This is a genomic window from Leucobacter denitrificans, assembly GCF_014396385.1.
GTDB classification, from domain to species: domain Bacteria; phylum Actinomycetota; class Actinomycetes; order Actinomycetales; family Microbacteriaceae; genus Leucobacter; species Leucobacter denitrificans.
This window is the reverse complement of record NZ_CP060716.1, coordinates 997,650-1,022,301: the sequence shown is the minus strand read 5'-3', so window position 1 is coordinate 1,022,301 and position 24,652 is coordinate 997,650. Positions and strand designations below refer to the sequence as shown.

The window sequence follows — 24,652 nt, the reverse complement described above, 5'->3', positions numbered from 1 at the left end:
CAAAATCTGCGCAGAAAAATAGGCTCTCACGTGAGTGTGGAGCCTATTTTTCTGCGCAGATTCTGCGAATCCATGCCCTGCGGGCGAGGTGAATCCCTACACCCGCGCGGTGATCGCGTTCAGTGCGCTCTCGAAGAAGCCGAGACCGTCGACACCCGAGCGCATCGCTGCCGGTGTATTCGGCCCAAAGCCTGGCTCAATGGCGTGCTCAGGGTGCGGCATGAGGCCGACTACGTTGCCGCGCTCGTTGGTGAGCCCGGCAATTTCGTTGAGTGAACCGTTCGGGTTAATGCCTGCGTAGCGGAACGCAATGAGTCCGTCGCCCTCAAGCTGCTTGAGGGTTTCGTCGTTCGCAATGTACCCACCGTCGCCGTTCTTCAACGGGATGATGATCTCCTGGCCAGCCTCAAACGTGTTCGTCCACGCAGTAGACGCGTTCTCGACGACAAGGCGCTGGTCGCGGCGAATGAACTGCTGGTGCGCATTGCGGATCAGCCCACCCGGCAACAGGTGCGACTCAACAAGCATCTGAAAACCGTTGCAAATGCCGAGCACGGGCATGCCCTTGTTCGCAGCATCAATGACCTCGGTCATGATCGGTGAGAACGCGGCAATCGCGCCCGGGCGCAAGTAGTCGCCGTAGCTGAATCCGCCAGGCAGAATGATCGCATCTACGCCCTGCAGGTCGTGCGTGCCGTGCCACAGGGCAACCGGCTCGGCACCTACGTGGCGAACTGCGCGCTGCGCATCACGGTCGTCGAGAGAACCCGGGAAGGTGATGACACCAATACGGGCCGACATTAGCGAACCTCTGCGGCAACGCCGTCAACGCTGATCGCGACGACATCTTCAATCACCGAGTTCGAGAGGATCTCGTCGGCAACCTTGCGCACCTCAGCGAGCACAGCGTCGGTAACTTCGCCCTCGATGGTGAACTCGAAGCGCTTACCAATGCGCACGTTTTCGAACGAGCCGTGACCGAGTCGGTGCAGCGCACCGGTGGTCGCCTTACCCTGCGGGTCGAGCAGTTCTGCCTTCGGCATGACATCAACAACAATCGTGGGCAAAGAGTGCCTCCAACTCGCGAGTGAACAGTCTGGTACTAGTTTAGCCGCAAGATTTGGGCTATGCGCCCCACACCTCGTCCGCAGACCTGAGCGGTGCATACGGGGGTTCGTGGCCCGTAAGAATCACATACAGTTCGCGGTAGCGTTCGTAGGTCTGATCCACAATTTCATCGGGAAGCTCAGGGGGAGTGCCCTGCATGTCCCAGTTAGACTTCAACCAGTTGCGCACGATCTGCTTGTCGAACGACGCGAGCCTCTGCGCGCCGCTCAGTGCGGTGTCGTGGTAGCTCGACGCGTCCCAGTACCGCGACGAGTCGCTCGTAAGTACCTCGTCAGCGAGGGTGAGTTCGCCAGTATGCGGATCGCGTCCGAACTCAAACTTCGTGTCTGCGAGCACCACTCCTCGATCCGCCGCGAGCTTACGCGCTGCCGTAAAGATCTTGAGTGAGGCGCCGCGCAGCGCCTCCGCAACCTCGCGACCTACGAGCTCGACCGAGCGCTCGAACGTGATGTTCTCGTCGTGCTCCCCGTAGGGCGCCTTGTAGGCCGGCGTGTAGATCGGCTCATCGAGCAGGTCGCCGTCAGCGATGCCCACGGGGAGCTCGATGCCGCACACCGCCCCCGTCTCGAGGTACTCCTTGTACCCCGAGCCCGTCAGCGCCCCACGGACAACGCACTCAACCGGGTACATCTCGAGGCGGCGGGTCACTACCGCGCGATCCGCAACCTCTTCGGGCACTGCGGGTGCGTCGTCGCCAGCCAAGTGGTTCGGCAGGTCGATGCGCGAGAACCACCAGTTCGAAAGCGCAGTGAGCAGCGCCCCCTTGCCGGGAATCGGTGGCTCGAGAACGTGATCAAACGCGCTCACACGGTTGCTCGCGACGACAAGCAGATACGTCGACGTCGCCGCGTCTTCGCCCGCGGGAACGTACAGATCACGCACCTTTCCTGAATAGATATGTGTCCATCCGTCAAGGGCGAGGGGTGCGGGGAGTGCGTTCACACCGTCCATTCTCTCAGACATAGAATGGCCTGAGGGCGCGAGAGGGAGGTTCTGTTTCATGGCAACAGTCGGGCTCGTTCTCGCACGCAAAACAGCAAGTGCACCTCGCGATCTCGTGTGGGCCCACGTCGTCGATGCAGAACTCAGGCAGGTGTGGTGGCCAGGCTCGCAGGTCGAGGCCTCACTCGGTGGATCGGTGTCGGAGCAGTGGAGCGACGGGGCGGGCGATTCCGAGGTCGTTCGCGACGCGAGCGGCGTTATCGACGTCTGCATTTCTGGGCACGTGCTCGGCTTCCGCTGGCGCGACGCGGCCGATGAGTTTGAAACCGAAGTGCTGCTCACGCTGCGGTCTGGCGAAAGTACCGCTGACGGTAGCGCCGACAGTGCGTACCCCTCCGGCGCCGTCGGCGCCAGCGAGAGCACCGACATCACTGTGAGTGAAACTGGCTTCGGTCGTTTCGCAGATGCGAGCGAGCGCATCGCCGACGCGCAGCAGGGGTGGATCGAGTTGCTCACCGCCCTCGTCACCACAGTCGAGGCCGCAGTTGAAACTGCCGACTCAGCGCCAGGCGAAAATCTAGCTCCATACGAAGAGAATCGCTCTGAGGCTTCGCCTGATGCTCCAACTTCGCCTGACGCTGAACCGGATTCGACCGAGGTCGGTGAAGATGACTCCGAAGCAGAAATTGATGCCGAAGCAGAGCCAAATGTTGAGCCTGAAGCTGAACTGAAAGCCGAATCCGAAGCTGAAACTGAATCTGAGTCAGAGACCGAGGCGGAACTTTCGTTCGACGACCTCATCCGCGGTGCCTGAGACCGTTAACGTCTCAGAACATCAACGGTCTCAGGCTGAAACGGCTAAGCGACGCGCTCTGCGATGTCGGTTCTGAACTGACCGCCTTCGAGGCCGATCTCATCCATTGCGGCGTAGGCGCGTGAGCGGGCCTCTGCAAAGGTCTCCCCGCGCGATACGACGCCGAGGACTCGACCGCCGGTCGCGATCCACCCCCCTGAATCAGTGCGGGCCGTTGCCGCGTGAACCAGGTGCACACCCGGCACCTTGGCAGCGTCGTCGAGGCCCGTGATTTCGCGGCCCGTCGTGACGTCTCCGGGGTAGCCCTCGCTCGCGAGCACCACAATCATTGCGGGCTCGTCTGCAAACTCAGGCGCGGGCACCGCGGTCAGGTCGCCCTTCGCGGCAGCAAGCAGGTAGGCGCTGAGCGGGGATTCGAGTCTCGCGAGCACGACCTGCGTTTCGGGGTCGCCGAACCTCGCGTTGAACTCGATCACGCGCACGCCCTTCGACGTAACGATCAGTCCGCAGTAAAGCAACCCAACAAACGGAGTGCCCTCAGATTCGAGCTGACGCACGGTCGGAAGCGCGACGGTGCGCGTGATCTCGTCGATGAACGCTTCGGTTCCGCCCGGCAGCCAGGGGAGTGGCGAGTACGCGCCCATGCCGCCGGTGTTGGGGCCCTCATCGCCGTCGAAGATGCGCTTGTAGTCTTGCGCCGGAGTGAGCGGTACGACGTTGTGGCCGTCTGCGAAGAAGAACAGCGACACCTCTTGGCCGTCGAGAAACTCTTCGACGAGCACCTCTCCGTGTGGTGCCCAGGTGGCGACGTGCTCGAGGGCCGCATCGCGATCCTCGGTGACGAGCACGCCCTTGCCCGCGGCCAGGCCGTCGGCCTTCACCACGTAGGGTGCACCGAACTCGTCGAGCACCGACCCTGCGTCAGCCGTGCCGGTCACCTTGCGCGCCTGACCGGTGGGCACGCCAGCCTCATCCATGATCCGCTTCGCAAACGCCTTCGAGCCCTCGAGCTGAGCAGCCGCAGCGTCAGGCCCAAACACGGGTACGCCTGCGGCGCGCAGTGGATCGGCAACCCCAGCAACAAGCGGAGCCTCCGGACCAACGACGACGAGGTCAAAGCCCCGATCCGCAACGAACGCGGCAACAGCCTCGGGATCAGTGAACGCAAGATCAGCGGTTTCAACACCAAGAGCCGCAACCCCCGCGTTGCCGGGCGCACAGACGACTTCGTGACCCGCATCTTCTGAGATCAGGGAGAGGACAATTGCGTGTTCGCGGGCGCCGGGCCCCAAGACGAGAATCTTCACACACTCAAGGATAGTCTGGGCTCATGGCTAGGCGCAGAATCAGCGAGCAAGACGGGGTGAGTGCGCTCGCCGCAGCGGTGTCGGGCAGCGACGAGCGAAACACGCTGGCAACCGCAACCCGGTTTCTGCTCGAAGAACTCGCAGAGCGCGCTCCCGGCAAGGCCGTCGAGGTTCGAGTGCCTCCATTCGGGGCGGTGCAGTGCGTGGGCGGTCTCACGCACACGCGGGGTACGCCGCCGAATGTGATTGAGATGGATGCAGTGACGTGGATCGGCATCGCGACCGGCCGTATCGACTGGGACGCGGCCGTCGATTCGGGCGCTGTCAGCGCATCGGGGTCGCGAGCGGATCTCGCGGGCTTGCTCCCCGTGCGGCGGATCGAGCCCTGAAATTCTCCCAGGCGAGACCTGCGAGAATGGACCTATGGCAAGCGAAACTCAGCAAACCGTAGAACTTCAGCGCTCCGTGCGTTACGGCCGCCTCCTCATTGGCGGTGCGATTCTCGGTGGTGCACTTGGTGCGCTGATCACGCTCTTCTTCCCGATCCCTGAGGGCGCGCTGTACACGATGCGACAGATCGCAGGGTTCATGCTGCTCATCGGCGCGGTTATTGGCCTCGCGATCGGCGGTGTACTGTCGCTTGTTCTCACCGCTGTTGCGAAGCGCAAGCGTGGCACAGCAGTGGTGGATCATGTTGTGGCACACGAGGTGCCTGCCGCAACGGAAACTCCCGAAGCTCCTGAGGTCCCCGAATCCGAATCGGCGCAAGAAGTTAACGACACCAAATAACCCGAGTTTTCGCCAAGCCTTCCGTGCAATAATCAGCACATGATCCAAGGGCTTACTGGCGCGCACCTCATCGTTATCGTCTTTCTCGTGCTGCTTTTGTTTGGTGCGCCGAAGCTTCCCGCGCTTGCGAAGAGCCTCGGTCAGTCAATGAGGATCTTGAAGCAAGAGGTAAGCGACACAGGTACTCAATCTGAGTCCGTTCCTCACTCAACAGAGAGCACTGAAAGCAACAAGTAGTTCACACCTCAGTTCTGCTCACACATCTCGCAGTGATCTGCGGTAGTTTGTACTGAAGCTTTACCTGAGTTTGCAGCACCAAGAGGAGTACTTCGCACATGTTCGGCAATTTGAGTGGCCCGACCCTCATCGTCATTATCTTCATTGTGTTGCTGTTGTTTGGTGCACCGAAGCTCCCAGCGCTCGCGAAGAGCCTCGGCCAGTCGATGAAGATCCTCAAGAAAGAGGTCTCAGGCGACGACGACAAGACAGCTGAGCCCGGTACCCCCGATGCCGGCACAACCGGCACCGTAGACCCCGAAAGCCCGAAGAAGCCCGAGTAGCTTCCCGGGAGCACTGCGCTGACGCCCCGCAGCGGCGATCTGAGCAGAGAATCGCGTCTGTTGCGACCACTAAGTGATTCAGCTCAGTATTCATGTGTCTCATCCGCTGCAGGTGCAGCATCGTAGGTGACCCAGTGTGTGCGAGTCGCGATCTGGTCATATAACGCCTGGGCCTGGTGGTTGTCGTCGGCGGTGATCCATCGCACCACGGAACGCCCCTCTGCGTTCGCAATCTCAGTGAGCCTTGTGATGATCGCGCGGCCCGCACCTTTGCCGCGTAGGTTCGGGTCAGTGAAGAGGTCGTCGAGCCAGATTCCAACGGTGCCGGTTGAGGGGCGGGAGAAGCGACGGAAATTACCGAACGCGACGATGCCGTTCTCGCTCTCGGCGACGATTGACTCGCTCTCGTGTGCGGGGTCCATGAGCCAAGACCACACTCGAGCCACCACATCCTCGGATTCGGGGAGACGGTAGAACTCACGGTACCCGCGGAAGAGCTCTTTCCAGCGCGCCTCGTCGACGAGGGCTATTGGGCGAACCTTGAGAGTAGCGTCGGGGGTAGTCATGACCCCCATCGTACATTTGGCCAAGCGGCGCGCATCGCGTTGCGAATTGAGATTGGCCAAACGTCAGATGTGGGGTAGCGACGCGCGCTGCTAATTTTTCAGCACAGCTGCTGAAACTATCAGCGCACAAGAAAGGCACCAATGAAGTCGCTTTAGAAGATGGCAATCGTGGGGGTACTCGCTCTCGGTCTCGCTGGATTCGGTGTGGTCGCACCCGCCGCGCAGGCGGAGGCGTACAGCGGAACCTCCGGAAAGGGTTGCACGGCATACAACTACACCAACGGAGGGTATGCGGCTTGCATCGGCTACATTCAGAAAATGCTGAATGGAATCAATCAGACATACGGCAAGAGCTACGGCGGGTACGGTCTCGCAGTCGATAACCAGTTCGGTCCGAAAACAAAGACCCAGGTACAGCGCTTCCAAAAGTTTGCACATCTCACGGCTGACGGAATTGTTGGACCAAAGACCTGGAACCAGCTCTGCTTCTACGCAGGTCAGGTGAACTTCAACTATTCAAGCTCGGGATCCACGAAGAACGCAGCGTGGAGTGCGGCATACAACGCCGGGTGCAAGGTTGAGAAGGCGACTTCGACAGGTATTGGATACGTGACGATTTCGCGGTACTAAGCGAGGAGTATCTTCGCAACCATCTCGGTCGGATCCACACACATCCGTGCTACGTGCTCCTTCTCAGCAGCTACGGGAAACAGTTGACTTGTACCTAATAGTGTCACACTCCGCTAAGTAGTATGGGGAAGTGAGTACAGGGTCTGCTATTGCTGAGTTTTGGGAGCGTTGCCGCTCAAACATCCCATTTCTGCCCATGAAGATTCCTGAGGCGTGGGCCTTCGGAGCTACTCCAGACCATGCCGACGGTTTGCTCGCTCTCGTGCTTGATGGAATCAAGACGGGAACGGCCTCACCTCTGTGGGATTACGAGCACTCAAAGGAGCCCGTGCCCACAGTAGGCGAATACAGCATCATCCTGGACGGGAGAGGCGCACCGCGGGCATTACTTGAGACGACTGCCATCTCAATTGTCCCGTTCGACGAAGTGACTGAGGAACACGCGCACGCAGAGGGCGAAGGTGAGCGTACTCTCGCAGCATGGCGCGAAATTCACGAACACTACTGGCGCAACTACTCGGAGAACCCACGCGGCTACGTGTCCGATATGCCGGTTGTCTGCGAGCGCTTTCGGCTGCTCTACGCCGAGCCTATTCGTGAAGGATGATCTGGTAAAGATTGTGATCCTGCCGCTCGTCAATGTTCTTATTGAGCCAGGCCACGATGACACGGCGAACACCTGGGGCGAACTTGTTGAGTTGTGTGTCGACTCGCTGAGAATAGAGGAGACGCCACAGTTAGAGGTACTTTGCCGCGATCTCGTCGGCAGTTAGTGTCTTGGGGTTGGCATCGAACTCACGCTTCGCGTCTTCCCAAGCGACGAGATCGAGCTCATCTTCGATGCGTGAGAGTGCTGCGGTGCGCACGAACTCAGAAATGCTCATGCCGAAAGTCTTTGAAAAATCAGCAATCACCTGCTTCTCTGACTCTGCGAGACGAAGGGTGATTGTTGTAGCGGCCATGAGGTCCTCCTGTGTTACACCGTAACATTTTCAGTTCTTGGTAGTTGAACTAGAGTCGCAACATGACGAATCACCGGAATGCGACTCCGGGAACTCCAGGGGTTCGATTCCGTTGGGTTCTCTTGGGTATTCTTGCTGCTGTCGCGGGCTTATATGGATCTTCGTTCGGTCCGTTCTATGCAGCCATAATCGGCACGGTTCTGCTGATTGTTGGGGCGGCTACGGTTGCCCGGCGAGCGCGCAAGGCGCGAGTGTTTCTCGTGATTGGCGGCGGGATCGTGATCGGCGCGCTCACCTATGTGGCCCTCGGCGTTCTTGGTCCTAGCGAACCGGCATTCCAATCCGGCACGGGCTGCTCGGCCCCACCCGGCGAAGCTTGCGCGAACGAGGCAGAGCACGACTAAATCGAATAGCCTGTGACTGGTCCTTCCCAGCTGGGCTCCTCCCTCGCTTCGTTCCGTGGGCTGCCGCAGTGGCTGCTCCGGCCGGGCTGCTGGGAAGGGTTCATGAAGCACATACTTCGGAGGTTTTTGCAATGCAAATTAATGAATGCCGAAGTCTCGTTGACGCTACCGTTTGCTCGTGAAATGGAGTGTGGCTCGGTCAATGACTTGAGAGCTCCGAAATGAGGGTCTCGACTCGTTGCCGAATCTCATCCCTGATGCGGCGTACAGTATTAATGTCTTTCCCCGCAGGGTCTTCCAGATCCCAGTCTTCGTAGCGCTTGCCAGGGAAAATGGGGCAGGTGTCGCCACACCCCATAGTTATGACAACATCGGACTCTCGCACTGCATCGGTGCTCAACAGTTTCGGTGTATTAGCGGTGATATCGATGCCATCCTCGGCCATCACCTCTACGGCAACCTGGTTAATTGACGCGACGGGCTCGCTTCCGGCTGAAAGCACTCTGACCTTGTCTCCTGCGAAGGTCTGAAGATATCCGGCAGCGATTTGTGAGCGACCAGCATTATGAACGCAAACAAAGAGCACTGAAGGCGTTGTGGTCATTAGGTGTCTCCTTGGGGGTTACGGGGGAGCGCGTGCGCAGGCCCGCCAGGGGCGTGCGCACGCGCTCCGTTAGCAGCATTCCTCGACGGAATCCAAGCAGATTTCTAGGCACTCAGGCATGTCGCAGCAGTCAAACATGTTAGCTCGTTTCTCTGTATTGATGAATGTCGATGTTTCGATTATGGTGCGTAAATCGACAGGCGTCAATATTTATGAGAATCTATGTATATGGCAACTATCGAATCGCTTGACGTACACGAGACGCAGCTCTGTTGCGCACCAATCTCTCGTGAGATCGTTACTGCGGAAGAGGCTGAAGAGCTCGCGCGGAAGTTAAAAGCCTTAGCTGATCCGGCTAGGCTGCGTTTGATCTCGATGGTGGCTGCGCACGACGAGGGCGAAGCCTGTGTCTGTGATCTCACCGAACCTCTCGACCTGAGCCAGCCGACAGTGTCGCACCATTTACGGGTACTTGTGGATGCTGGGTTTCTCAACCGGACGAAGCGGGGCACTTGGGCTTACTATCGTCTTGTCCCGGGGGCGCTCGATAGCATCGCGCACCTCCTCGCTACTGTATGACCTCAATGATGCGCCGACTACTCGCTGAGTTTCTCGGAAGCGCGGGGCTTGTCGCAGCAATCATCGGGTCTGGAATTGCCGCCTCTCGGCTCACACCAGATGACCTGGGACTTCAGCTGCTCATTAATGCCTTAGCGACATCGTCCGCGCTGTTTGTACTGATCACTATTTTCCAACCGATCAGTGGTGCGCACTTGAATCCGGTGATCACTCTGGTTGATCGCGGGTTGGGTAATACAAACACATACGCACTCCAATATGTGTTCGCACAGCTCGCCGGGGGAGTCGTGGGTGCGGTATTAGCAAACGTCATGTTTGGCCTGGATGCCGTCTCGTTCAGTGCGCACCAGCGATTGGGCTGGCCACACGCTCTGTCAGAAGTAATCGCCACTGCAGGGCTCGTTGTCGTGATTTTTGTATTGGTGAGCCTGAAACAGCATCAGAAGATCGCTGTTTCGGTGGCGGCATACATCGGCGCTGCCTTTTTCGCCACCAGCTCTACCGCGTTTGCGAATCCTGCAGTAACCCTCGGGCGAGTGTTCTCTGACACCTTTGCCGGAATCGCGCCCCTGAGTGCCCTGGGATTTCTGGCAGCTCAAATAGTTGGCGGATTTCTCGGACTCATCATTGCTCGACTCCTCGTAGATGCCTCAGTAAAAGCAGCGCTGGCTGAGACTCGTGCTTCTGACTAGAACCGATTCCCTTCGACTGGCCCTTCCCAGTTCGGCTCACCCCTCGCTTCGCTCCGTGGGCTGCCGCCGTGGGCAGCACTGGACGCGAGGCTCGAAAGCGGTGCTTTCTCGCCTGACGTCCACCCCTCGCTTCGCTCCGTGGGCAGCCGCAGTGGCGGCTCCAGTCGAGCATTCGAACGCTACGCGTTCTCTGTGCTCGACTGCCATCCCAGAGCGGGGGCGACGTGCTTCGCGAATGACTCGAGGATGTGCAGGTTGTACTCGGGGCCGAGCTGGTTCGGGATCGTGAGCATCAGCGTATCCGCCTCCATCACGGCCTCGTCGGCCTTCAACTGCTCGATGAGCACATCGGGCGTCGCCGCGTACGTCTTCCCGAACGTTGACTGCATCCCGTCGATGACGCCCACCTGATCGCGATTCTCGCGCGACGGCAGCCCGAAGAACATCTCATCCTGTTCGTTCACGATCGGAAACACGCTGCGGCTCACGGAAACGCGGGGCGATCCACTGTGGCCTGCTTCGCGGTAGGCGGCGCGAAACACGTCGATTTGCTCACGTTGCAGCTCGTGAAACGGCTTGCCAGTCGCCTCGGTGAGCAGGGTTGAGCTCATGAGGTTCAAACCCTTGCGGCCGGTCTCTTCGGCGGTCGCGCGCGAGCCTGCACCCCACCAAACGTGGTCGCGCAGTGTAGGTGAGTGGGGTTCGATCGCGAGCTTGCCGGGAGGCACCATCTGTGGATCGGCCTCTGCGATCCGCTCACCTGAAATCGCACGCAGGAACAGGTCGAATTTCTCGCGCGCGAGATCGGCGCCGCGAGGGTCTTCCGAGCCCGTGTACCCAAAGTGTTCGTATCCGCGAATCGCTGGCTCGGGGGATCCGCGGCTGATGCCGAGCGCGAGTCTGCCATCGGCGATGAAGTCGAGCGCTGCGGCTTCTTCGGCGAGATACAGCGGGTTTTCGTAGTGCATATCGAGGTTGAAACACTCGTTCGCGTAAGCTTGGTTACATGGTCGAACTGGTAGCGCTGAGGAAGACGAACGAGGTGGCGGCATACGTCCGCGCCTCCATGGACCGCAAGGGCGACCGCTGGACGGTCGATACGCAACTGCGGAAGATCAGGGCGCTCGCCGAGGCCAAGGACTGGAATGTGGTCGAGGTCTACGAGGATAACGCAGTGTCGGCGACGAAGAAGCGCCGTGCTGGCACGCGCTGGGCCGAGATGCTGGAGGACGCCAAGGCTGGCCGGTTCTCGATGGTGGTCGCGGTGGACATGGACCGGCTGCTGCGCAGCACGAAGGATCTGAACACGCTGATCGACCTCGGCCTGAGGGTCGTCACGGTGGACGGCGAGATCGACCTCTCTACGGCCGACGGCGAGTTCCGGGCGACGATGCTCGCCGCGTTGGCCCGGTTCGAGGCACGGCGCAAGGCTGAACGTCAGATCAGGTCGAACGAGCGTCGCCGAGCCGAGGGCATCCCGGCGTCCACGTGGAAGGCATTCGGCTGGACGAGGGAGGGTGAACTGATCGAGGATGAGGCTGAGGCCGTTCGGCGGGCGTTCGATGCGTTCCTCGGTGAGCCGTCGCTGTCGATCCGCCGCATCCGCGAGGACCTGAACCGCGCTGGTCACCGCACTGCCCGCGGGTCGGAGTTCTCCGTCGATGCCGTGCGCTACCTGCTGGCGAATCCGCAATACGCTGGCTACATCAAGCACTACGCCTCGGGCGAGCTGTACCCGGTGCAGGACGGGATGTTCCCGCCCATCGTGAGCGAGCAGACGTGGCGGGCCGCGGTGGCGAAGCTGGAGGACAATGTGCGGAGGTCGGCGAGGCAGGGCAATCAGCCGAAGTACCTTCTGTCCACGATCGGACTGTGTGGGAAGTGCGGCGCGACGCTCGTCTCGGGGACGAACAGCCGCAAGCACCCGACGTACCGCTGCGGCGAAAAGTTCCACCTGACCCGCCAGCGCGAGCCCGTCGATGCGATGGTCGCCGAGGCGGTGCTCACCCGTCTGTCCTCGGTGGACGTGCACGACCTCGTGATGCCCCAGGAAGACGCCGGGCCCGACCGCGAAGAACTGCTGACTGAGCGGAACGCCCTGGTCGAACGCGTGAAGGAGCTGAGTCCGCTGCTGCGCGACATCCACCAGCCGGTCCTGGAGATCACGGCGGCGATCAACGACGTGAAGGCACGCATCGACGAGATCGACGCGGAGCTGCTCGACCGCTCGGTGTCGGTGGCGGCGAAGCTGCTCGCGGAGGTGGACGAGCCGGTCGGCACCGCGGAACGCCGCGAGGTGGTCGAGTCGAAGTGGAAGGCGTTGGACGTGGACCGCCGCCGGATGCTCGTGGATGAGCTGGTGACGGTGACGATCGAGCCCATCGTTCCTGGTCACGTGAAGTTCGACCCCGACCTCATTCGGATCGAGCCGAGACGCGACTGACTCATGACTCGACTCATCATTGCAATGGTGAGTCGAGTCATGGGAGAATGGTTGCAGACAAGAAGATCCCACCGGGGGCCAGACTTAGAAGCTGGCGGTACTACTCCCGGATGAGCAGCCGGTCAAACAGCCCAACTACCGTGGCGGGGAACCGGAGGTTCAAGCATGAGGACTTCCAGTGTCTACCGTCGTTATCGACTCTTCTCGCGCATCTGCGCCCCACTGCTCCGTTCCTGACCGGAGCACCGCACCCGCCAAGAAGGCCCACGGCCTCGACCCCGCAGTCGTAGCCGCTCGCGAAGCTGGCCGCGTAGCTGGTCAGCGACTGGCCCGCACCCCGCTGACCCCGCGCCAGCGCGCCGCGGTCGCCGCCGTGATGGGTGGTGCCCGATGAGCGCCAACACTGCCGCCTTCGATCACGTCGATGCGTTCCGCTGGCGTCAGGGAGACCCTTCCCTCGCCGATACCGAGGCTCGCCTCTACGACCTCGGCGTGCTTCGCTCCGTGTTGGAAGAGGCCGTCGAGATCGCTGTCGCCGGCGCCCGCACCGAGGGCGTGACTTGGGCGAAGATCGGCGACGCCCTCGGCGTCACCCACCAGGCCGTCATCAAGCGCTACCGCAAGGGCGGTGAGCGCTGATGAGTCTCACGGATCGCACCAGCAGCACCGCTCCCGCCGACCTGACCCCGCCCGGAGGGCCTGGCCTGGCACCCGGCGGAGCCGGGCTGCCCGTCGCCAATTCGGACGACGGGAACCACGTTCGTGCAGCCGAGCAAGATTTCGCAGGAAACGGCTATACGGCTGCAACGATCAAGTTCGACGCCTCCAGCACGACCACTGATCTCACCTCTGACCTGGGAACCAACGCCGATCAGCATGCGCGGCCCTCCTTGGGTGGCCGCGCATCCGTTTCGGAAACGGCTGCACAGGCGCCCACCGCAGTTGCAGTCGTGGACTATGCCGAGCTGGACGTGCCGGGGGCCGATCCCAGCGATGAGGTAGAGCCCTTCGTTGTCGAGTCCACGCCCGCGCAGGTCGCCGAGGCGAAGGAGTTCTTCGCCCGTGCGAAGGCTGCGGAGAGCGCGGAGCAGGTGAAGCGCGCCCGGATGCAGTCGCGGGTGTTCTCGGTGATGCAGTACCGCGAGCACCCGGAGACCGGCGAGGTCATGCTCACGCAGGAGCAGCTCGACGAGGGGCTCGCGGTGCTGGGCGATCGCCTGCATCGCTGGGCCTACGTGTGGCACCCGCATGACCGCCTGGTCGAGGTGGACGAAGGCACCGGCGAGACGGTGTGCTGCGGAATCAAGGGCCTGCACGCGCACATGGTGCTGTGGGTCGCCGACGCGGAGGGTCCGCGCCCCACGATCCGCACGGTCTCCGATGCGTTCTCGATTCCCTCGGCTCGCGTGAAGCCGCCGAAGGAGACCGCGGAGCAGGACGGAACCGAGCACAAGGGCCGCGGCGCTGCGGAGAAGGCGTTCTTCGACCTCAGCGAGTACCTGCCGCATGAGTCGCGCGGGAAGGACGCCATCCCCGGTATCCACCAGTCGGATCGGCACTACCTCGTGGACAAGACGCAGGAGGGCAAGCCCGGTAAGTACCAGTACGGCCGGGGGCGGATCGTCGCGAACTTCGACTTCGGCCGGGAGCTGGATGCGCACATGGCGATGCGCCGCAATGCCGCTGAGGGTGGCGGTGGCGCGAAGCTCAGCAAGCTCTTCCAGGCTGTGGGCAAGGGCTCGCTGACACTGAAGCAGGTCCGTGATCAGGAGCCCGCGATCTACTTCGCGAAGGGCAACCTGGCGCACTTCCAGAAGTTGCGCGGCGACTTCCTCTCGTACCAGGACGCGCCGGAGTCGGTCATGAACTTCTACGTGTTCGGCGAGGGCGGCACGGGCAAGGACTTGCTCGCGAAGGCGCTCGCTCGCGCCCTGGCTCCAGGGGCGGACAAGCCATACTTCAAGGTAGGCGGCGAGAACGTTTCGTGGGAGGGGTACGACGGCGAGCCGGTGGTGATCTGGGAGGACATGCGCGTCGGCGACATGATCCGCACGGCGAAGAGCCGCGGCATGCTCTTCCGCATCCTCGGCCCGTGGCGCGAGCCGGACGAGAAGCCGATCGTGAACATCAAGGGCTCGAAGACGCAGCTGATCAACCGGGTGAACATCGTGACGGGGCCGGAGGGCTACGAGGAGTTCCTCCGCGGCCTGGCGGGTGAGTACGAGTCGATGCAGGGCGGCGTGCGGGTCAAGCACGAAGCGGAGAACCTCGGGCAGGGATTCCGCCGCTTCCCGGTGATCATCCCGGTCGCCGAGCGCGAGTTCTCGATCTTCGTGAACTCCGGCGTGCTTAATGGCACCCGCGAGTACCAGAGCTACGAGCGGTACGAGCATATGCGCCAGGATCTGGAGCTGCTGGCACGCAGGTGCAAGGCGATCAAGGACACGGCGGAGCGGCAGCGCGTTCGCGGGGAGATCGAGGCGCGCACGGTCGCGCCGATCGTGGAGCAGCACGACCGGATCGCCCGCCCCAAGCTGGACGCGATCGACGGAGACGATCTGTTCGCGGAGTTCGCCGGAGTCGGTCAGCCGATCCAGCCGAGTGCTGAGGAGATCTCCGCCGCCGAAGAGGCTGCGAAGCGTGACCGGGAGATCGTCGAGCAGCAGCAGCGCAAGCGGCTCGCCGAGCTGGAGGAGCACAACCGCGAGCTGAGGCTCTGCACCTGTGCTACCCCGCAGGCGGGCGTCTACGCGCGGCACGGTGACGAGTGCCCGGCGCTTTCCGAGGACGAGCGCCAGCGCCGTGTTGAGGCAAAGCAGAAGGCGCTCGATGCGAAGGTTGCGCGCCTTCGCGCGAACGGCGGTCTGCTGGTCGTGGGAGGTGCGCGATGAGCACCGAACTGGACGCGCTCTTCCAGGGGGTCGAGGGGGCCGGAGGCCCCTCGCAAGCAGCTCCGGAGGACACGAGCGCCAGCGATGTGTCCGACGGGGCTACTGCTTGCCACTCTGGCGTACAGGTGGAGCAGCAGGCCGACTCCCAGGTGAACACCGGTCGGGCTGATGCGGAGGCTGTGCGCCAGAGTCACGGCGGCGCGAAGCGTCGTCGTGGCAGCGGCGGGCGGCTCGATACCCGCTTCGATGACGCCACGCTCGGGGCGCTTCGCACTCGTGCGAAGCGGCTCGGACTGGCTCCGAGCACGTGGGTGCGGACCGTCGTGCGTGATGCGCTCCATGCCTCTCGGAGCGAGGAACTGGACGCCGCAGTGGCCGCGCACCTGCTCGGGGTCGAGGCGCACGTGCAGGCCTCGGCGGATGCCCGCGAGCTGGCCGCTAAGGTGCGCCCGCTCGCGATCAACGTCAACGACCTCGACCGCCGCGCACGAGCCGGTGAGCCCGTGGCGCTCTCTGCGGAAGTGCCCGAGCTGATCGAGCTGCTGCGCGAGGTCCGCGAGCTGCTCGGGGATCGGACGGCCTCATGAGCACCACGCACTACAGCCCGAGCGCCAGCGCCGCCGATACGGAGCGCTACATCCGAGGCAAGGGGGACGAGCGTGGGGTCGCGGTCACGTGCGACGTGCCGGGAGGCCCCGGCGCGTTCGCGCGCCGCGCCCAGGCACTCACGCAGAACACCAAGCGGGATGTCGAGGCGCTGCACTACCGCCAGTCGTTCAGCGACGAGGAGTTCGACCCGACGAGGCCGGAGGACGTGCAGCGGGTGAACGATCTGGGCTACCAGTTCGCGAAGAAGATGCACCCGCGCTCCGACTGCCTCGTGGTCACCCACACCGATGGTCGCGGCGGCAAGGCCCACAACCACGTCCTCGTCATCAACCACAACAACGAGACGGGTAGGGCCCTTTCGGACTACCGGACGTTCCACGACCGCAAGGCCGGGAACCAGAAGGGCGTGCAGACGGCGAACGATGAGCTGATGCGCGAGCACGGGCTCTCGGTCGTGAAGCGGCTGGAGCACGCGCCGAAGGACTGGGAGCTGCGCCGCGAGGACTTCGCTGAGGGTGGCCTCGACCGCGAGATGGGCGACCGGATGAGTGCCGCCCTGGCGGATCCCCGCGCGACGGACAAGGCCGGTCTCGAAGCGGTGATCGCGGAGCAGAACCAGCAGCTCGGCGATGACGGCGACCGGGTGCCGCGGATGCGGCTGCACACCGCCGTGAGCAAGCGCGGGAAGAACGTCGGCAAGGAGACCTGGACGCTCTACATCGAGGACCGCAGGGGCGAGTCCGGGCGCGCCGAGCGCCGCAAGCGCACGAGCGCACTCTCGGCAGATTTCACGCCGGAGGGCGCGCAGGCGTTCTTCGACTACCACCAGCAGCAGAAGGAGCAGGAACATGAGCGCAGCGCTCGACAGGCTGAAGCAGCAGAACGAGCAGAGCGGATCGCCGCAGCAGCTTGGCAGTCCGGACATGATGGAGACCTTGACCTCGATCCTCGCCGCCGTCGAGGCGCAGAACGCGAGGATCGACCGGCTGGCCGAGCAGCAGAAGAAGCTGGCGGGCTTCGTGAAGGTCATGGACGAGGAGCTGGCGAAGCGCATCGACCGGGCGTCGACCTCGCAGCAGTCCGTCGGCATGCCTCCGCAGATCGAGAGCGTCGAGAGCAGGCTGAGCGAGATCGAGAGCACGCTCAGCGAGTTCGTGAAGAGTCTCGACGGGAAGCGGCTGAGCGCCGCCTCGCAGAGTTTGATCGCCGAAGCGCAGAAGAATCACGTGGCTACGGCCTCGGCGATTGACGGGCTCAAGGCGCAGGCGGCTGCGAACCAGAAGCTCGTGGGCCAGGTCGGCGGCGCGGTGCAGCGCATCGAGAAACGGACCGAGGATCGGGTCGCGAAGGCCGTCGAGCAGGTCGCCGGGGAGGCAGGACAGGTCGTCACGGCGAAGCTCGACGCCTCGAACGCCTGGGCCGAGCGGATCATCGCCGCCACAGCGAAGCTCGAAGCGCGTCAGCTCTGGAGTGCCGCCGCCGCGATGTGCCTCGCCCTCCTGCCGGTCGCCGTGGTCGTCGCCGGGCTCTGGATGGGCATCGCCGGGCTCATCACAGGCACGCAGTGGGCGCTGGACGTGGACGGGAGCGTGTGGCTCGGCATCGGGCGCTGGCTCGTGGTCGCCGTGGGCATCGCCGGGGCCGGCTACGGGCTCTTCGCGTCCGCCCGCTGGGTCGCCGGCCTCGTAGAGACCTGGCGGGGGCGCGGGTGACTGGCGCTTCTCCTGCTGTGCAGCGTGAGCCAAGAAGGCGAGCTCGAGTGGCTCGACCTGGGCCTATGTCATTCAGATGGCTAGTCTTGATCACCGGAGCGTAGTGATTACCTCGGGTATTCCAATCGACCAGTCGAGTAGACGCTGGTGCCACTTGTCCAAGCGCGACCGAGCCGCGTCTGGGAGCTCTGGAGCACGGTCCCACTCCTCCCAGTCACCACTGGCGAGCCATCCGATGCATCCGACGATTCGGTAGGCCAGGAGCAGGTCACGAGGCACGGGGCGGTCGTACCCCTCGAAGAACGAAGAAGGGAGACCGTCGAGTCCGTGGAGGTAAGCGTGCTCATCAAGTGCGGAGAGTTCGGCCAGGGGCTGGCCAACACGTGGGAAATCCCAGTCGATCAGCCGCGCTTCGTCTTCGTTGACGACGATGTTCAGCAGGTTGACGTCGCCATGAAGCACGCTCGGTCGGGCGGTACGGATCTGAGTCGCCCGGTCAGCGATAAAGCACCTCACGTGTTCGAGAGCACCGCGCAGTCGCGGACGATGCTTCTCGACCCATGGACCGCTAGCAGCGAGGTTGTCGAGCAAACTCTCGACCGGATCGGTAGTTCGTAGGCTCAAAGAATCTGCATCGATTGTTCCCTCAAGTGAGGCGGGAAATGTGACGGCGTGCAATTCGGCCAGGGCAGCACCGGTCCTTCGCCATGCCGTGCGGTCCGCTGTACCGTTCGCGACTGAATCGGCCAGTGTTTGACCGGAGATGTACTCCCAAAGTGCGGCTCCAGCGTCATCAGATGCAAAGAGCTTCGGTGTGTTGATGCCGTTGGCGCGCAGGAAGTCGACTCGCCGACGCGGTGACGTGGTAGCCACTCGGCTCTGCCGCATGACTACCATGCGGCCATCGGTCAATTCGGCCCTCATCAGCCTGTTGTCTAGCCCATTGCCGTCGCTGTCAATCGTTTGGACTGAGACAGGAGCAGGCAAGCCTGAAGCCGCGATGAGTCGATCCATCACTTCCAGCGGGGCACCAGAGTCTCCATCATCCATGCCATCCATCATCTCAAATCAGAGTCCAGGACGTAGGGTTCTGCTGGCACTGAACGCGGTGAGCGGAACCTGCCCCCCAAGTCGACGACCTCTCAATGAGGGTGCACCTACGTACGATGCTGACCCCGAGCGATTACCGAAGCTGATGTTGTCGTTACAGGTGGAGAAGGATGCGAAGCCAGTCCGATAGCCGGTGTTACAGCAGAGATATGCGCTACCGCATGTCGATGACGCCGGTGCCGACCTCGATGTGCTTCGTGCGGGCGGCCATCGCGGTGAGCAGCGGGATCGGCGACGCCGCCTGACGCGCGAAGTGGTGCACGCGCACGTACGCGCCGTTCACACCAATTTCATCGGCGCCCTCAGCGAGCTCGATCGTCTGCTTGAGCATTTCGCCCGCTGTGCGCACGCGTGAGCCGGGCACTGGCCCGTAATGACCGAACGAGAGAAATCCAAATGAACGCATGTGGGGTATAACGCGCGGGTTGCAATTACATTCCTGCGCATGTAAATCGCTGGGTCGTCAGGTGTGGATCAATGATCTTGCGGACGCTGCACATGATCGCGTGCGTGAGCGAGTGCGGGTTCGAGCTCTGCGAACAGGTGATTGGGGTGGCGCAGCGCGTCGAGCACTCCGAGTTTCTCGAGGAGATCGCGGTGCTCATCACGCACACCCTTGATGAGCACGGTCGCGCCCCGTCGCTCAAGCACCTCAATGAGCTCTGCGAGTGCGTGCGCACCCGTTGAATCGACGAGCTGCAGCTGCGAAAGCCGCAAAATGACCACTTCGATGCCTGGAACTCGGGTGATTTCGTCGCTCAGGCGATCCGCCGCGCCAAAGAACAGCGACCCATCGATGCGGAAGAGTGCGATGCGCTCGTCACCCGACTCGTGTTCGCCCGGCAGAGGTTCGCGATGCGCGCCGCTCAGGCGGCTGAGTGCTCGAAGCGCGAAGAACGCTGCGAACGCGAGCCCGATACCGACAGCGACGACGAGGTCAAACGCAACAGTCACAAAGAGCGTGATTGCGTACACGGCCAGACTCGACCGACCGGAGCCAGCAACCTGACGCATGGTCGAGATCGAAACCATGCGCGCCGCGGTCATCATGAGCACGCCTGAGAGCGCAGCGAGCGGAATCTTTGAGACGACCGTCGAAGCGACGAGCACCACGAGCAGCAAAATGAGCGCGTGCACGATCGATGCGACTCTCGTGCGGGCCCCACTGCGTACGTTCACTGCGGTTCTCGCAATCGCGCCTGTCGCTGGCATACCACCGAAGAACCCGGTCACGAGCGAGGCCAAGCCCTGCCCGACGAGTTCGCGGTCAGCATTCACCGTGCCGGTGTCGGCGAGAGTCGCGGCAACGCGCGCAGACAGCAGCGACTCGATTGCGGCGAGCGCTGCGACGGCAAACGCGGGGCCAGTGAGTGTGAGGAGTAAGTCGGGACTGAACGAGGGGAGCGACGGCGCGGGGAGCGAACTCGGCAGCTCACCGATCGATGCGAGCGGAAGACCGGCCCCGATGACGATGACCGACACGACAAGGATCGCGATGAACGAGCCAGGGATGCGGGGGAGGAAGCGCCCGAGCACGAGCATGATTGCGGCCGTTGCTGCGACCGCGGCGACTGGCATGAATGCGGCCGGCCAACTTGCCTCGCCGATCGACTGAAACGCTGCGACGACTGCGTTCGTCGAGTGGCCTTCGTTAGCGACTCCCACCGCCGCCGGCACCTGCTGCATAAAGATGATGATGCCGATACCCGCGGTGAATCCCTCGATCACCGGCCAGGGAATATAGGTCACCGCCCTGCCAAGCCGTAGTGCGCCCGCAACTATGACGATGATGCCCGCCATGACACTGATGAGCGCAACCGTGCCGACGCCGTGCAGGGCGACGATGGGAGCGAGCACGACCACCATGGCGCCTGTCGGACCCGAGACCTGCACGTGCGATCCGCCGAACACCGCGGCGATGAGGCCCGCAACGATCGCGGTGATGAGCCCAGCCTCGGCGCCGGCACCTGAGCTCACGCCGAACGCGAGTGCGAGCGGCAACGCGACAATGCCAACGGTGACGCCCGCGACAAGATCGTCCTTCCAAGTGCGTCGAAAATCTCTATAGTCATCCCGTGAGGGGAGCAGGGAGAGGAACGAAGCGCGGTTCATTGCCTCCTCATCTTACCGCGACGGTGCAGGTCTGTGAGAGTAGGGTTGAACCATGACTGTTGTGATTGATTCATCCTTCGATCCCGTCCCTTCTCTCGCGCTCACCGCAGATGTCGTGCTTGGCACCGCGGCCGATGTCGCCGAGGCCCCGGCTTACGCGACGTTTGTCACGGCCGAGGGCGACCTGCCAAGTGCGCTCGACGGGCTCACTCGCGAGTCGCTGAAGGCGGCCGGATTTACGGGTGCTGCGGGGCAGACCTTGCGCATTCCCGGAGCATCGCTGCGCGTGCTCGTCGGCGTTGGCAAGGGCATTGCTTCGACCGCCGACTTGCGCGACGCGGTGGCGGCCTTTACCCGCGCTGCTGGCGAAGTGGCGACGCTCGGTGTCGATCTCGCGGCCGTGGTGACCGACGAGCTTTCGGCGCATGACGCGGCGCTCGCGGCGACCGAGGGTGCGGTGCTCGCACGCTACCGCTTCGAGGCGCTGAAGAGCGAGGCGAAGACGGTTGCGCTCGAGAAGCTCGTGCTCGGCGTCGGTGACGCAGACCGCGATTCCGCGCAGCAGGGTGTGGATCGGGCGCTTGTGCTCTCCCGCATCGCTGGCCTGGCGCGTGACCTGGGTAACGCCCCGCCTCGTCACCTCAACGCGGTTCGATTCGCTGAGCTCTCAGAAGAACTTGGCTCGAAGCACGGGCTCGAGGTTGAGGTGTTTGACCACGACGCGCTCGTCGAGCTCGGCACAGGCGGCCTGCTCGGCGTAAACGCTGGCAGCACCGAGGAACCGCGCATGGTCAAGCTGCGCTACGTGCCAGAGGGCGCGACCGAAGAAACCCCGCACCTCGCACTCGTCGGCAAGGGCATCATGTTCGACTCGGGCGGCATCAGCCTGAAGCCCGCGAACTCCATGGGCAGCATGAAGATGGACATGATGGGCGCAGGCGCAGTGCTTGCCGCAATGACCTCGTTCCGTGAACTCGGGGTCAAGTCGGTCGTGACCGGCTGGCTCATGTGCACCGACAACATGCTCTCGGGCACCGCGACAAAGATCGGCGACGTGCTCACGATGCGCGGCGGCAAGACCGTCGAGGTGAAGAACAGCGACGCCGAAGGTCGTCTTGTGATGGCCGATGGGCTTGTGCTCGCAACCGAAGAAGAGCGTCGCCCAGACGCAATTGTCGACATCGCGACGCTCACCGGCAACGCGATGGCGGCGCTCGGCCTCGGAACCGCGGCGACCCTGTCGAACAACGAGGATGTCGCAGAGCAGCTTTCGGCCGCCGCGAAGCTCACTGACGAGCGGATCTGGCCGCTGCCTCTTGACCACAGGTACCGCGAACAGCTGAAGTCAAACATTGCTGACCTCTCGAACATCGGAGGACCGCTCGGTGGCGCGATCCTCGCGGCTCTGTTCTTGAACGAATTTGTCGACGACCTTCCGTGGGGCCACCTCGACATCGCGGCGACGATGGAGGTTGAACGCGATGACCTCTGGCGAAGCCAGGGATCCACCGGGTTCGGTGCTCGCCTGCTCGCAGAGTTCGCCGCAGCGTTCGAAGCGCCCACGGTTGAAGAGTCGGGCGAAGGCACCTCTCAGAGCGAAGCGAACTAGGGAGCGTCAGTGGCCGAGAGTTTGCTCGCGAACCGCGATGCGTTCATCGACGAGATCATTAACTTCGTCTCGTCTTCACCGAGTTCGTACCACGCGGCACGATTCTCGGCCCTCCTGCTCGACGCGGCGGGGTTCACCGAGCACGATGAGACCGAACCCTGGGGGCCTGTGGCACCTGGGTCGCGCGGCTTCGTGGTGCGCGACGGCGCGATCATTGCCTGGCGCGCGGGCAGCGAAGTCACCGCGACGAGCCCGGTTCGGGTGCTCGGTGCGCACACCGACTCGCCTGGCTTCGTGCTGAAGCCCTCGCCCGACTTCGTCTCTGACGGATGGTCGCAGGCCGGCGTTGAGGTGTATGGCGGCCCGCTCATCAACTCGTGGCTCGACCGAGACCTCGGGTTCGCCGGTCGCATTGTGACCCGTGACGGGCAAGAGAAGCTCGTGCAGTCCCCACCGGTCGCGCGCATCCCGCAGCTTGCGATCCACCTCGATCGCGGGGTGAACAACGGGCTCGAGCTCGATAAGCAGCGGCACATGCAGCCGGTGCTCGCGGTCTCGACGCCGGGCGCATCGGTGCTCCGCATCCTCGCTGACGCGGCAAACCTCCCGCAACCTGGCGAACCGTTCGCGGGGCGTCATCCGTTGTTTTGACCGCAGATGGTGGATCGATCCACCCCCACGACATCGTCGGCACCGACGTGCGTCTCTACGACACCCAGAGCGGCGCGCGGATCGGTGCGAATCGCGAGTTTCTCGCCTCACCGAGGCTCGATAATTTGAGCTCGACGTTCGCGGGCCTCGTCGCGATTATCGAGGCCGAGACGGCTCCAGATTCGATCTCGATGTTCGCCTCGTTTGATCATGAAGAACTCGGCTCAGAGACGCGCTCAGGGGCGTGCGGGCCGTTCCTCGAAGACGTGCTCGCTCGTTTGCGCGCGGGCCTGGGTGCGAGTGGCGAAGAGGCAGCGCAGGCAATGGCTGGGTCGTGGTGCCTCTCGGCCGACGCCGGGCACTCAGTGCACCCGAATTACCCGGATCGACATGATCCGAACGTTCGCCCACTCGCGGGCAAAGGCCCCATGCTGAAGATCAACGCAAACCAGCGCTACGCGACCGACGCGCACGGTGCCGCGCTCTGGCAGCGCCTGTGTGAAGCGGCCGAGGTGCCAACGCAGTCGTTCGTTTCGAACAACACTGTTCCGTGTGGATCAACGATCGGACCGCTCACCGCAACGAGGCTCGGAATGCGCACCGTAGACGTCGGCGTGCCGCTGCTCTCGATGCACTCAGCACGCGAGCTCGCTCACGTCGACGACCTGCACGGTCTTGCTCGCGTGATCGGCGCTTTTTACGCTGATAAATGAGGGATAAATGAATCTGAACCAAGGTGTGGCTCGCGTCGAATTTTCACTGTGGTTTAGATAGGATCATCGTATGAGCGAGGTGCAACAACACGGGGATGGTATCGTTGCGCTCTCCACTGAGCGGCTCACGCCGCAGATCCAACGTATTGGTAAGTCGGAGATCGAATTCACCTTCCTCGGACCAAATGTACATGGTCAGCCCACGTGGATTTTGTGGAACCCAGATGAACCACACCTCATAGGCATGCTGAGTCAGGGGCGTATGGGGTATCACTTCGAGCAGCGAACCGGCAGCGGTGTGCAGCGACTTGAGAACATTTCACTCAACAGAGTGCAGCGCGCGCTCGGTGGGTGACGCAAGTTTTCGGGCTTGCGACACGCCAGGGCTGCACGGCGAGGGTCTCGATTTGCGCGTGACCGGGTTTGTGCCATAAGCTCATATCTCGGTAGCAAGCGAGAAATCGCTTCGGCCCCATCGTTTAGCGGCCTAGGACACCGCCCTTTCACGGCGGCAGCACGGGTTCGAATCCCGTTGGGGTCACTGTTACCACTTACAACTGAATAGCACCATGGCCCTGTAGCGCAGTTGGTTAGCGCGCCGCCCTGTCACGGCGGAGGTCGCGGGTTCAAGTCCCGTCAGGGTCGCCAGATAAAGAACCCTTCTTCGGAGGGGTTTCTTTATCTCAGGTGATTGACTGCTCTGGTTTCAGGTCAAGAGATCGCCTGGCTCTGTAGCTCAGTTGGTAGAGCGTTCGACTGAAAATCGAAAGGTCACCGGATCGATGCCGGTCGGAGCCACGTAGCGGTCATTACGCCGCTGCTGAA

Annotated in this window: 27 protein-coding genes, 3 tRNA genes and 4 pseudogenes; 23 read left to right on the top strand and 11 right to left on the bottom strand. The window is 62.7% G+C overall.

What is annotated here, in order from left to right; all coding sequences use genetic code 11:
- Positions 1–96 precede the first annotated feature (96 nt).
- The 3 genes from purQ to H9L06_RS04940 are packed head-to-tail and all read right to left on the bottom strand — an operon-like array spanning position 97 to position 2,091.
- Positions 97–801 carry a phosphoribosylformylglycinamidine synthase subunit PurQ gene (gene purQ, locus H9L06_RS04950; protein WP_187556109.1) on the bottom strand — a complete coding sequence of 235 codons (705 nt, stop codon included), beginning with the start codon at positions 799–801 and terminating at the stop codon, positions 97–99.
- Complete coding sequence (gene purS, locus H9L06_RS04945; protein ID WP_187556108.1) at positions 801–1,067, bottom strand: phosphoribosylformylglycinamidine synthase subunit PurS; 267 nt, start codon at positions 1,065–1,067, stop codon at positions 801–803. The genes purQ and purS overlap by 1 nt, the downstream gene beginning before the upstream one ends.
- 58 nt (positions 1,068–1,125) lie before the next feature.
- A complete protein-coding gene (locus tag H9L06_RS04940; protein WP_246454502.1) occupies positions 1,126–2,091 on the bottom strand; it encodes a phosphoribosylaminoimidazolesuccinocarboxamide synthase in 966 nt (321 codons plus the stop codon).
- Positions 2,092–2,128: 37 nt separating this feature from the next.
- On the opposite strand from H9L06_RS04940, the gene H9L06_RS04935 reads away from it, so the two are divergent.
- Positions 2,129–2,884 carry an SRPBCC family protein gene (locus tag H9L06_RS04935; RefSeq protein ID WP_187556107.1) on the top strand — a complete coding sequence of 252 codons (756 nt, stop codon included), beginning with the start codon at positions 2,129–2,131 and terminating at the stop codon, positions 2,882–2,884.
- A 44-nt stretch (positions 2,885–2,928) separates the two neighbouring features.
- Here H9L06_RS04935 and purD read toward each other — a convergent pair whose 3' ends face one another.
- Positions 2,929–4,191, bottom strand: a complete 1,263-nt coding sequence (gene purD, locus H9L06_RS04930) for a phosphoribosylamine--glycine ligase (RefSeq protein ID WP_187556106.1) — start codon at positions 4,189–4,191, stop codon at positions 2,929–2,931.
- A 23-nt stretch (positions 4,192–4,214) separates the two neighbouring features.
- On the opposite strand from purD, the gene H9L06_RS04925 reads away from it, so the two are divergent.
- The 4 genes from H9L06_RS04925 to tatA all read left to right on the top strand — a co-directional run bounded on the left by H9L06_RS04925 (position 4,215) and on the right by tatA (position 5,540).
- The gene (locus H9L06_RS04925; protein ID WP_187556105.1) at positions 4,215–4,580 is read left to right on the top strand and encodes a sterol carrier family protein; all 366 of its coding nucleotides are present in this window, start codon (positions 4,215–4,217) and stop codon (positions 4,578–4,580) included.
- A 34-nt stretch (positions 4,581–4,614) separates the two neighbouring features.
- Positions 4,615–4,980 (top strand): hypothetical protein, encoded by a 366-nt coding sequence (locus H9L06_RS04920; protein ID WP_187556104.1) that lies wholly within the window; start codon positions 4,615–4,617, stop codon positions 4,978–4,980.
- A gap of 39 nt (positions 4,981–5,019) precedes the next feature.
- Entirely contained in the window at positions 5,020–5,217 is a 198-nt protein-coding gene (locus H9L06_RS04915) for a twin-arginine translocase TatA/TatE family subunit (protein WP_187556103.1), read from the top strand.
- Between the two features lie 98 nt (positions 5,218–5,315).
- Complete coding sequence (gene tatA, locus H9L06_RS04910) at positions 5,316–5,540, top strand: twin-arginine translocase TatA/TatE family subunit (RefSeq protein WP_187556102.1); 225 nt, start codon at positions 5,316–5,318, stop codon at positions 5,538–5,540.
- 83 nt (positions 5,541–5,623) lie between these two features.
- Here the strand turns inward: tatA and H9L06_RS04905 are convergent, their stop codons facing one another.
- Positions 5,624–6,106: a GNAT family N-acetyltransferase gene (locus H9L06_RS04905; protein WP_187556101.1), complete on the bottom strand. Its 483-nt coding sequence runs from the start codon at positions 6,104–6,106 to the stop codon at positions 5,624–5,626.
- Between the two features lie 168 nt (positions 6,107–6,274).
- On the opposite strand from H9L06_RS04905, the gene H9L06_RS04900 reads away from it, so the two are divergent.
- Positions 6,275–6,736, top strand: a complete 462-nt coding sequence (locus H9L06_RS04900) for a peptidoglycan-binding domain-containing protein (protein WP_223165218.1) — start codon at positions 6,275–6,277, stop codon at positions 6,734–6,736.
- Between the two features lie 196 nt (positions 6,737–6,932).
- Complete coding sequence (locus H9L06_RS04895) at positions 6,933–7,343, top strand: ASCH domain-containing protein (RefSeq protein WP_187556354.1); 411 nt, start codon at positions 6,933–6,935, stop codon at positions 7,341–7,343.
- Between the two features lie 130 nt (positions 7,344–7,473).
- On the opposite strand, the gene relB is transcribed toward H9L06_RS04895, so the two are convergent.
- Positions 7,474–7,698: a type II toxin-antitoxin system RelB family antitoxin gene (gene relB, locus H9L06_RS04890; RefSeq protein WP_187556099.1), complete on the bottom strand. Its 225-nt coding sequence runs from the start codon at positions 7,696–7,698 to the stop codon at positions 7,474–7,476.
- Positions 7,699–7,760: 62 nt separating this feature from the next.
- On the opposite strand from relB, the gene H9L06_RS04885 reads away from it, so the two are divergent.
- Positions 7,761–8,102 carry a hypothetical protein gene (locus tag H9L06_RS04885; protein ID WP_187556098.1) on the top strand — a complete coding sequence of 114 codons (342 nt, stop codon included), beginning with the start codon at positions 7,761–7,763 and terminating at the stop codon, positions 8,100–8,102.
- A 199-nt stretch (positions 8,103–8,301) separates the two neighbouring features.
- Here the strand turns inward: H9L06_RS04885 and H9L06_RS04880 are convergent, their stop codons facing one another.
- Positions 8,302–8,706, bottom strand: coding sequence for an arsenate reductase ArsC (locus H9L06_RS04880; RefSeq protein WP_187556097.1), 405 nt, complete (start codon positions 8,704–8,706; stop codon positions 8,302–8,304).
- Between the two features lie 228 nt (positions 8,707–8,934).
- On the opposite strand from H9L06_RS04880, the gene H9L06_RS04875 reads away from it, so the two are divergent.
- Positions 8,935–9,285 (top strand): ArsR/SmtB family transcription factor, encoded by a 351-nt coding sequence (locus H9L06_RS04875; protein ID WP_187556096.1) that lies wholly within the window; start codon positions 8,935–8,937, stop codon positions 9,283–9,285.
- 5 nt (positions 9,286–9,290) lie between these two features.
- Positions 9,291–9,977 carry an aquaporin gene (locus H9L06_RS04870; protein WP_343069263.1) on the top strand — a complete coding sequence of 229 codons (687 nt, stop codon included), beginning with the start codon at positions 9,291–9,293 and terminating at the stop codon, positions 9,975–9,977.
- A 179-nt stretch (positions 9,978–10,156) separates the two neighbouring features.
- On the opposite strand, the pseudogene H9L06_RS04865 reads toward H9L06_RS04870, so the two are convergent.
- Positions 10,157–10,951 (bottom strand): annotated as a pseudogene (locus H9L06_RS04865) (LLM class flavin-dependent oxidoreductase); the annotation flags it as partial.
- A 92-nt stretch (positions 10,952–11,043) separates the two neighbouring features.
- Between H9L06_RS04865 and H9L06_RS04860 the strand changes: the two are divergent.
- The 7 genes and pseudogenes from H9L06_RS04860 to H9L06_RS12035 all read left to right on the top strand — a co-directional run bounded on the left by H9L06_RS04860 (position 11,044) and on the right by H9L06_RS12035 (position 17,632).
- Positions 11,044–12,420, top strand: a complete 1,377-nt coding sequence (locus H9L06_RS04860) for a recombinase family protein (protein WP_425490010.1) — start codon at positions 11,044–11,046, stop codon at positions 12,418–12,420.
- 178 nt (positions 12,421–12,598) lie between these two features.
- Positions 12,599–12,814, top strand: coding sequence for a hypothetical protein (locus H9L06_RS04855; RefSeq protein WP_141783624.1), 216 nt, complete (start codon positions 12,599–12,601; stop codon positions 12,812–12,814).
- Positions 12,811–13,059, top strand: a complete 249-nt coding sequence (locus H9L06_RS04850) for a hypothetical protein (protein WP_141783623.1) — start codon at positions 12,811–12,813, stop codon at positions 13,057–13,059. Before H9L06_RS04855 ends, H9L06_RS04850 begins: the two co-directional genes overlap by 4 nt.
- Complete coding sequence (locus tag H9L06_RS04845; protein WP_211350533.1) at positions 13,059–15,311, top strand: RNA helicase; 2,253 nt, start codon at positions 13,059–13,061, stop codon at positions 15,309–15,311. Before H9L06_RS04850 ends, H9L06_RS04845 begins: the two co-directional genes overlap by 1 nt.
- Positions 15,308–15,898: a hypothetical protein gene (locus tag H9L06_RS04840; protein ID WP_141783622.1), complete on the top strand. Its 591-nt coding sequence runs from the start codon at positions 15,308–15,310 to the stop codon at positions 15,896–15,898. The genes H9L06_RS04845 and H9L06_RS04840 overlap by 4 nt, the downstream gene beginning before the upstream one ends.
- Positions 15,895–16,308 (top strand): annotated as a pseudogene (locus H9L06_RS12040) (relaxase/mobilization nuclease domain-containing protein); the annotation flags it as partial. The gene H9L06_RS04840 and the pseudogene H9L06_RS12040, both read left to right, overlap by 4 nt.
- A 460-nt stretch (positions 16,309–16,768) precedes the next feature.
- On the top strand, positions 16,769–17,632 hold the full coding sequence (locus H9L06_RS12035; protein ID WP_382336369.1) for a hypothetical protein: 864 nt from the start codon (positions 16,769–16,771) through the stop codon (positions 17,630–17,632).
- Between the two features lie 90 nt (positions 17,633–17,722).
- Here H9L06_RS12035 and H9L06_RS04825 read toward each other — a convergent pair whose 3' ends face one another.
- The 3 genes and pseudogenes from H9L06_RS04825 to H9L06_RS04815 all read right to left on the bottom strand — a co-directional run bounded on the left by H9L06_RS04825 (position 17,723) and on the right by H9L06_RS04815 (position 20,854).
- On the bottom strand, positions 17,723–18,682 hold the full coding sequence (locus H9L06_RS04825) for a phosphotransferase family protein (RefSeq protein WP_141783620.1): 960 nt from the start codon (positions 18,680–18,682) through the stop codon (positions 17,723–17,725).
- Between the two features lie 217 nt (positions 18,683–18,899).
- Positions 18,900–19,148 (bottom strand): annotated as a pseudogene (locus tag H9L06_RS04820) (LLM class flavin-dependent oxidoreductase); the annotation flags it as partial.
- Positions 19,149–19,216: 68 nt separating this feature from the next.
- On the bottom strand, positions 19,217–20,854 hold the full coding sequence (locus H9L06_RS04815) for a SulP family inorganic anion transporter (RefSeq protein ID WP_187556092.1): 1,638 nt from the start codon (positions 20,852–20,854) through the stop codon (positions 19,217–19,219).
- Positions 20,855–20,906: 52 nt separating this feature from the next.
- Between H9L06_RS04815 and H9L06_RS04810 the strand changes: the two genes are divergently transcribed.
- From H9L06_RS04810 to H9L06_RS04785, 6 genes and pseudogenes are all read left to right on the top strand, one after another.
- Positions 20,907–22,463 (top strand): leucyl aminopeptidase family protein, encoded by a 1,557-nt coding sequence (locus tag H9L06_RS04810; RefSeq protein WP_187556091.1) that lies wholly within the window; start codon positions 20,907–20,909, stop codon positions 22,461–22,463.
- Positions 22,464–22,484: 21 nt separating this feature from the next.
- A pseudogene (locus H9L06_RS04805) lies at positions 22,485–23,827 on the top strand (M18 family aminopeptidase).
- Between the two features lie 70 nt (positions 23,828–23,897).
- Positions 23,898–24,182 carry a hypothetical protein gene (locus H9L06_RS04800; RefSeq protein WP_187556090.1) on the top strand — a complete coding sequence of 95 codons (285 nt, stop codon included), beginning with the start codon at positions 23,898–23,900 and terminating at the stop codon, positions 24,180–24,182.
- A gap of 113 nt (positions 24,183–24,295) precedes the next feature.
- Positions 24,296–24,368, top strand: a tRNA-Glu gene (locus tag H9L06_RS04795).
- Between the two features lie 30 nt (positions 24,369–24,398).
- Positions 24,399–24,475 (top strand) — tRNA-Asp (locus H9L06_RS04790).
- Between the two features lie 77 nt (positions 24,476–24,552).
- Positions 24,553–24,625 (top strand) — tRNA-Phe (locus H9L06_RS04785).
- The last annotated feature ends 27 nt before the right edge of the window (positions 24,626–24,652 follow it).

Bases quoted from the DNA above. Each gene is read 5' to 3' on its own strand.
- H9L06_RS04905 (WP_187556101.1), bottom strand. From the start codon at position 6,106: ATGACTACCCCCGACGCTACTCTCAAGGTTCGCCCAATAGCCCTCGTC.
- H9L06_RS04825 (WP_141783620.1), bottom strand. From the start codon at position 18,682: ATGGATGATGGAGACTCTGGTGCCCCGCTGGAAGTGATGGATCGACTC.
- H9L06_RS04895 (WP_187556354.1), top strand. From the start codon at position 6,933: ATGAAGATTCCTGAGGCGTGGGCCTTCGGAGCTACTCCAGACCATGCC.
- H9L06_RS04810 (WP_187556091.1), top strand. From the start codon at position 20,907: ATGACTGTTGTGATTGATTCATCCTTCGATCCCGTCCCTTCTCTCGCG.
- relB (WP_187556099.1), bottom strand. From the start codon at position 7,698: ATGGCCGCTACAACAATCACCCTTCGTCTCGCAGAGTCAGAGAAGCAG.
- H9L06_RS04940 (WP_246454502.1), bottom strand. From the start codon at position 2,091: ATGTCTGAGAGAATGGACGGTGTGAACGCACTCCCCGCACCCCTCGCC.
- H9L06_RS04880 (WP_187556097.1), bottom strand. From the start codon at position 8,706: ATGACCACAACGCCTTCAGTGCTCTTTGTTTGCGTTCATAATGCTGGT.
- H9L06_RS04840 (WP_141783622.1), top strand. From the start codon at position 15,308: ATGAGCACCGAACTGGACGCGCTCTTCCAGGGGGTCGAGGGGGCCGGA.
- H9L06_RS04870 (WP_343069263.1), top strand. From the start codon at position 9,291: ATGATGCGCCGACTACTCGCTGAGTTTCTCGGAAGCGCGGGGCTTGTC.
- H9L06_RS04815 (WP_187556092.1), bottom strand. From the start codon at position 20,854: ATGAACCGCGCTTCGTTCCTCTCCCTGCTCCCCTCACGGGATGACTAT.
- H9L06_RS04860 (WP_425490010.1), top strand. From the start codon at position 11,044: ATGGACCGCAAGGGCGACCGCTGGACGGTCGATACGCAACTGCGGAAG.
- H9L06_RS04845 (WP_211350533.1), top strand. From the start codon at position 13,059: ATGAGTCTCACGGATCGCACCAGCAGCACCGCTCCCGCCGACCTGACC.
- H9L06_RS04925 (WP_187556105.1), top strand. From the start codon at position 4,215: ATGGCTAGGCGCAGAATCAGCGAGCAAGACGGGGTGAGTGCGCTCGCC.
- H9L06_RS04800 (WP_187556090.1), top strand. From the start codon at position 23,898: ATGAGCGAGGTGCAACAACACGGGGATGGTATCGTTGCGCTCTCCACT.
- H9L06_RS04935 (WP_187556107.1), top strand. From the start codon at position 2,129: ATGGCAACAGTCGGGCTCGTTCTCGCACGCAAAACAGCAAGTGCACCT.
- H9L06_RS04875 (WP_187556096.1), top strand. From the start codon at position 8,935: ATGGCAACTATCGAATCGCTTGACGTACACGAGACGCAGCTCTGTTGC.
- purQ (WP_187556109.1), bottom strand. From the start codon at position 801: ATGTCGGCCCGTATTGGTGTCATCACCTTCCCGGGTTCTCTCGACGAC.
- tatA (WP_187556102.1), top strand. From the start codon at position 5,316: ATGTTCGGCAATTTGAGTGGCCCGACCCTCATCGTCATTATCTTCATT.
- H9L06_RS04915 (WP_187556103.1), top strand. From the start codon at position 5,020: ATGATCCAAGGGCTTACTGGCGCGCACCTCATCGTTATCGTCTTTCTC.
- H9L06_RS04850 (WP_141783623.1), top strand. From the start codon at position 12,811: ATGAGCGCCAACACTGCCGCCTTCGATCACGTCGATGCGTTCCGCTGG.
- H9L06_RS04885 (WP_187556098.1), top strand. From the start codon at position 7,761: ATGACGAATCACCGGAATGCGACTCCGGGAACTCCAGGGGTTCGATTC.
- H9L06_RS12035 (WP_382336369.1), top strand. From the start codon at position 16,769: ATGAGCGCAGCGCTCGACAGGCTGAAGCAGCAGAACGAGCAGAGCGGA.
- H9L06_RS04920 (WP_187556104.1), top strand. From the start codon at position 4,615: ATGGCAAGCGAAACTCAGCAAACCGTAGAACTTCAGCGCTCCGTGCGT.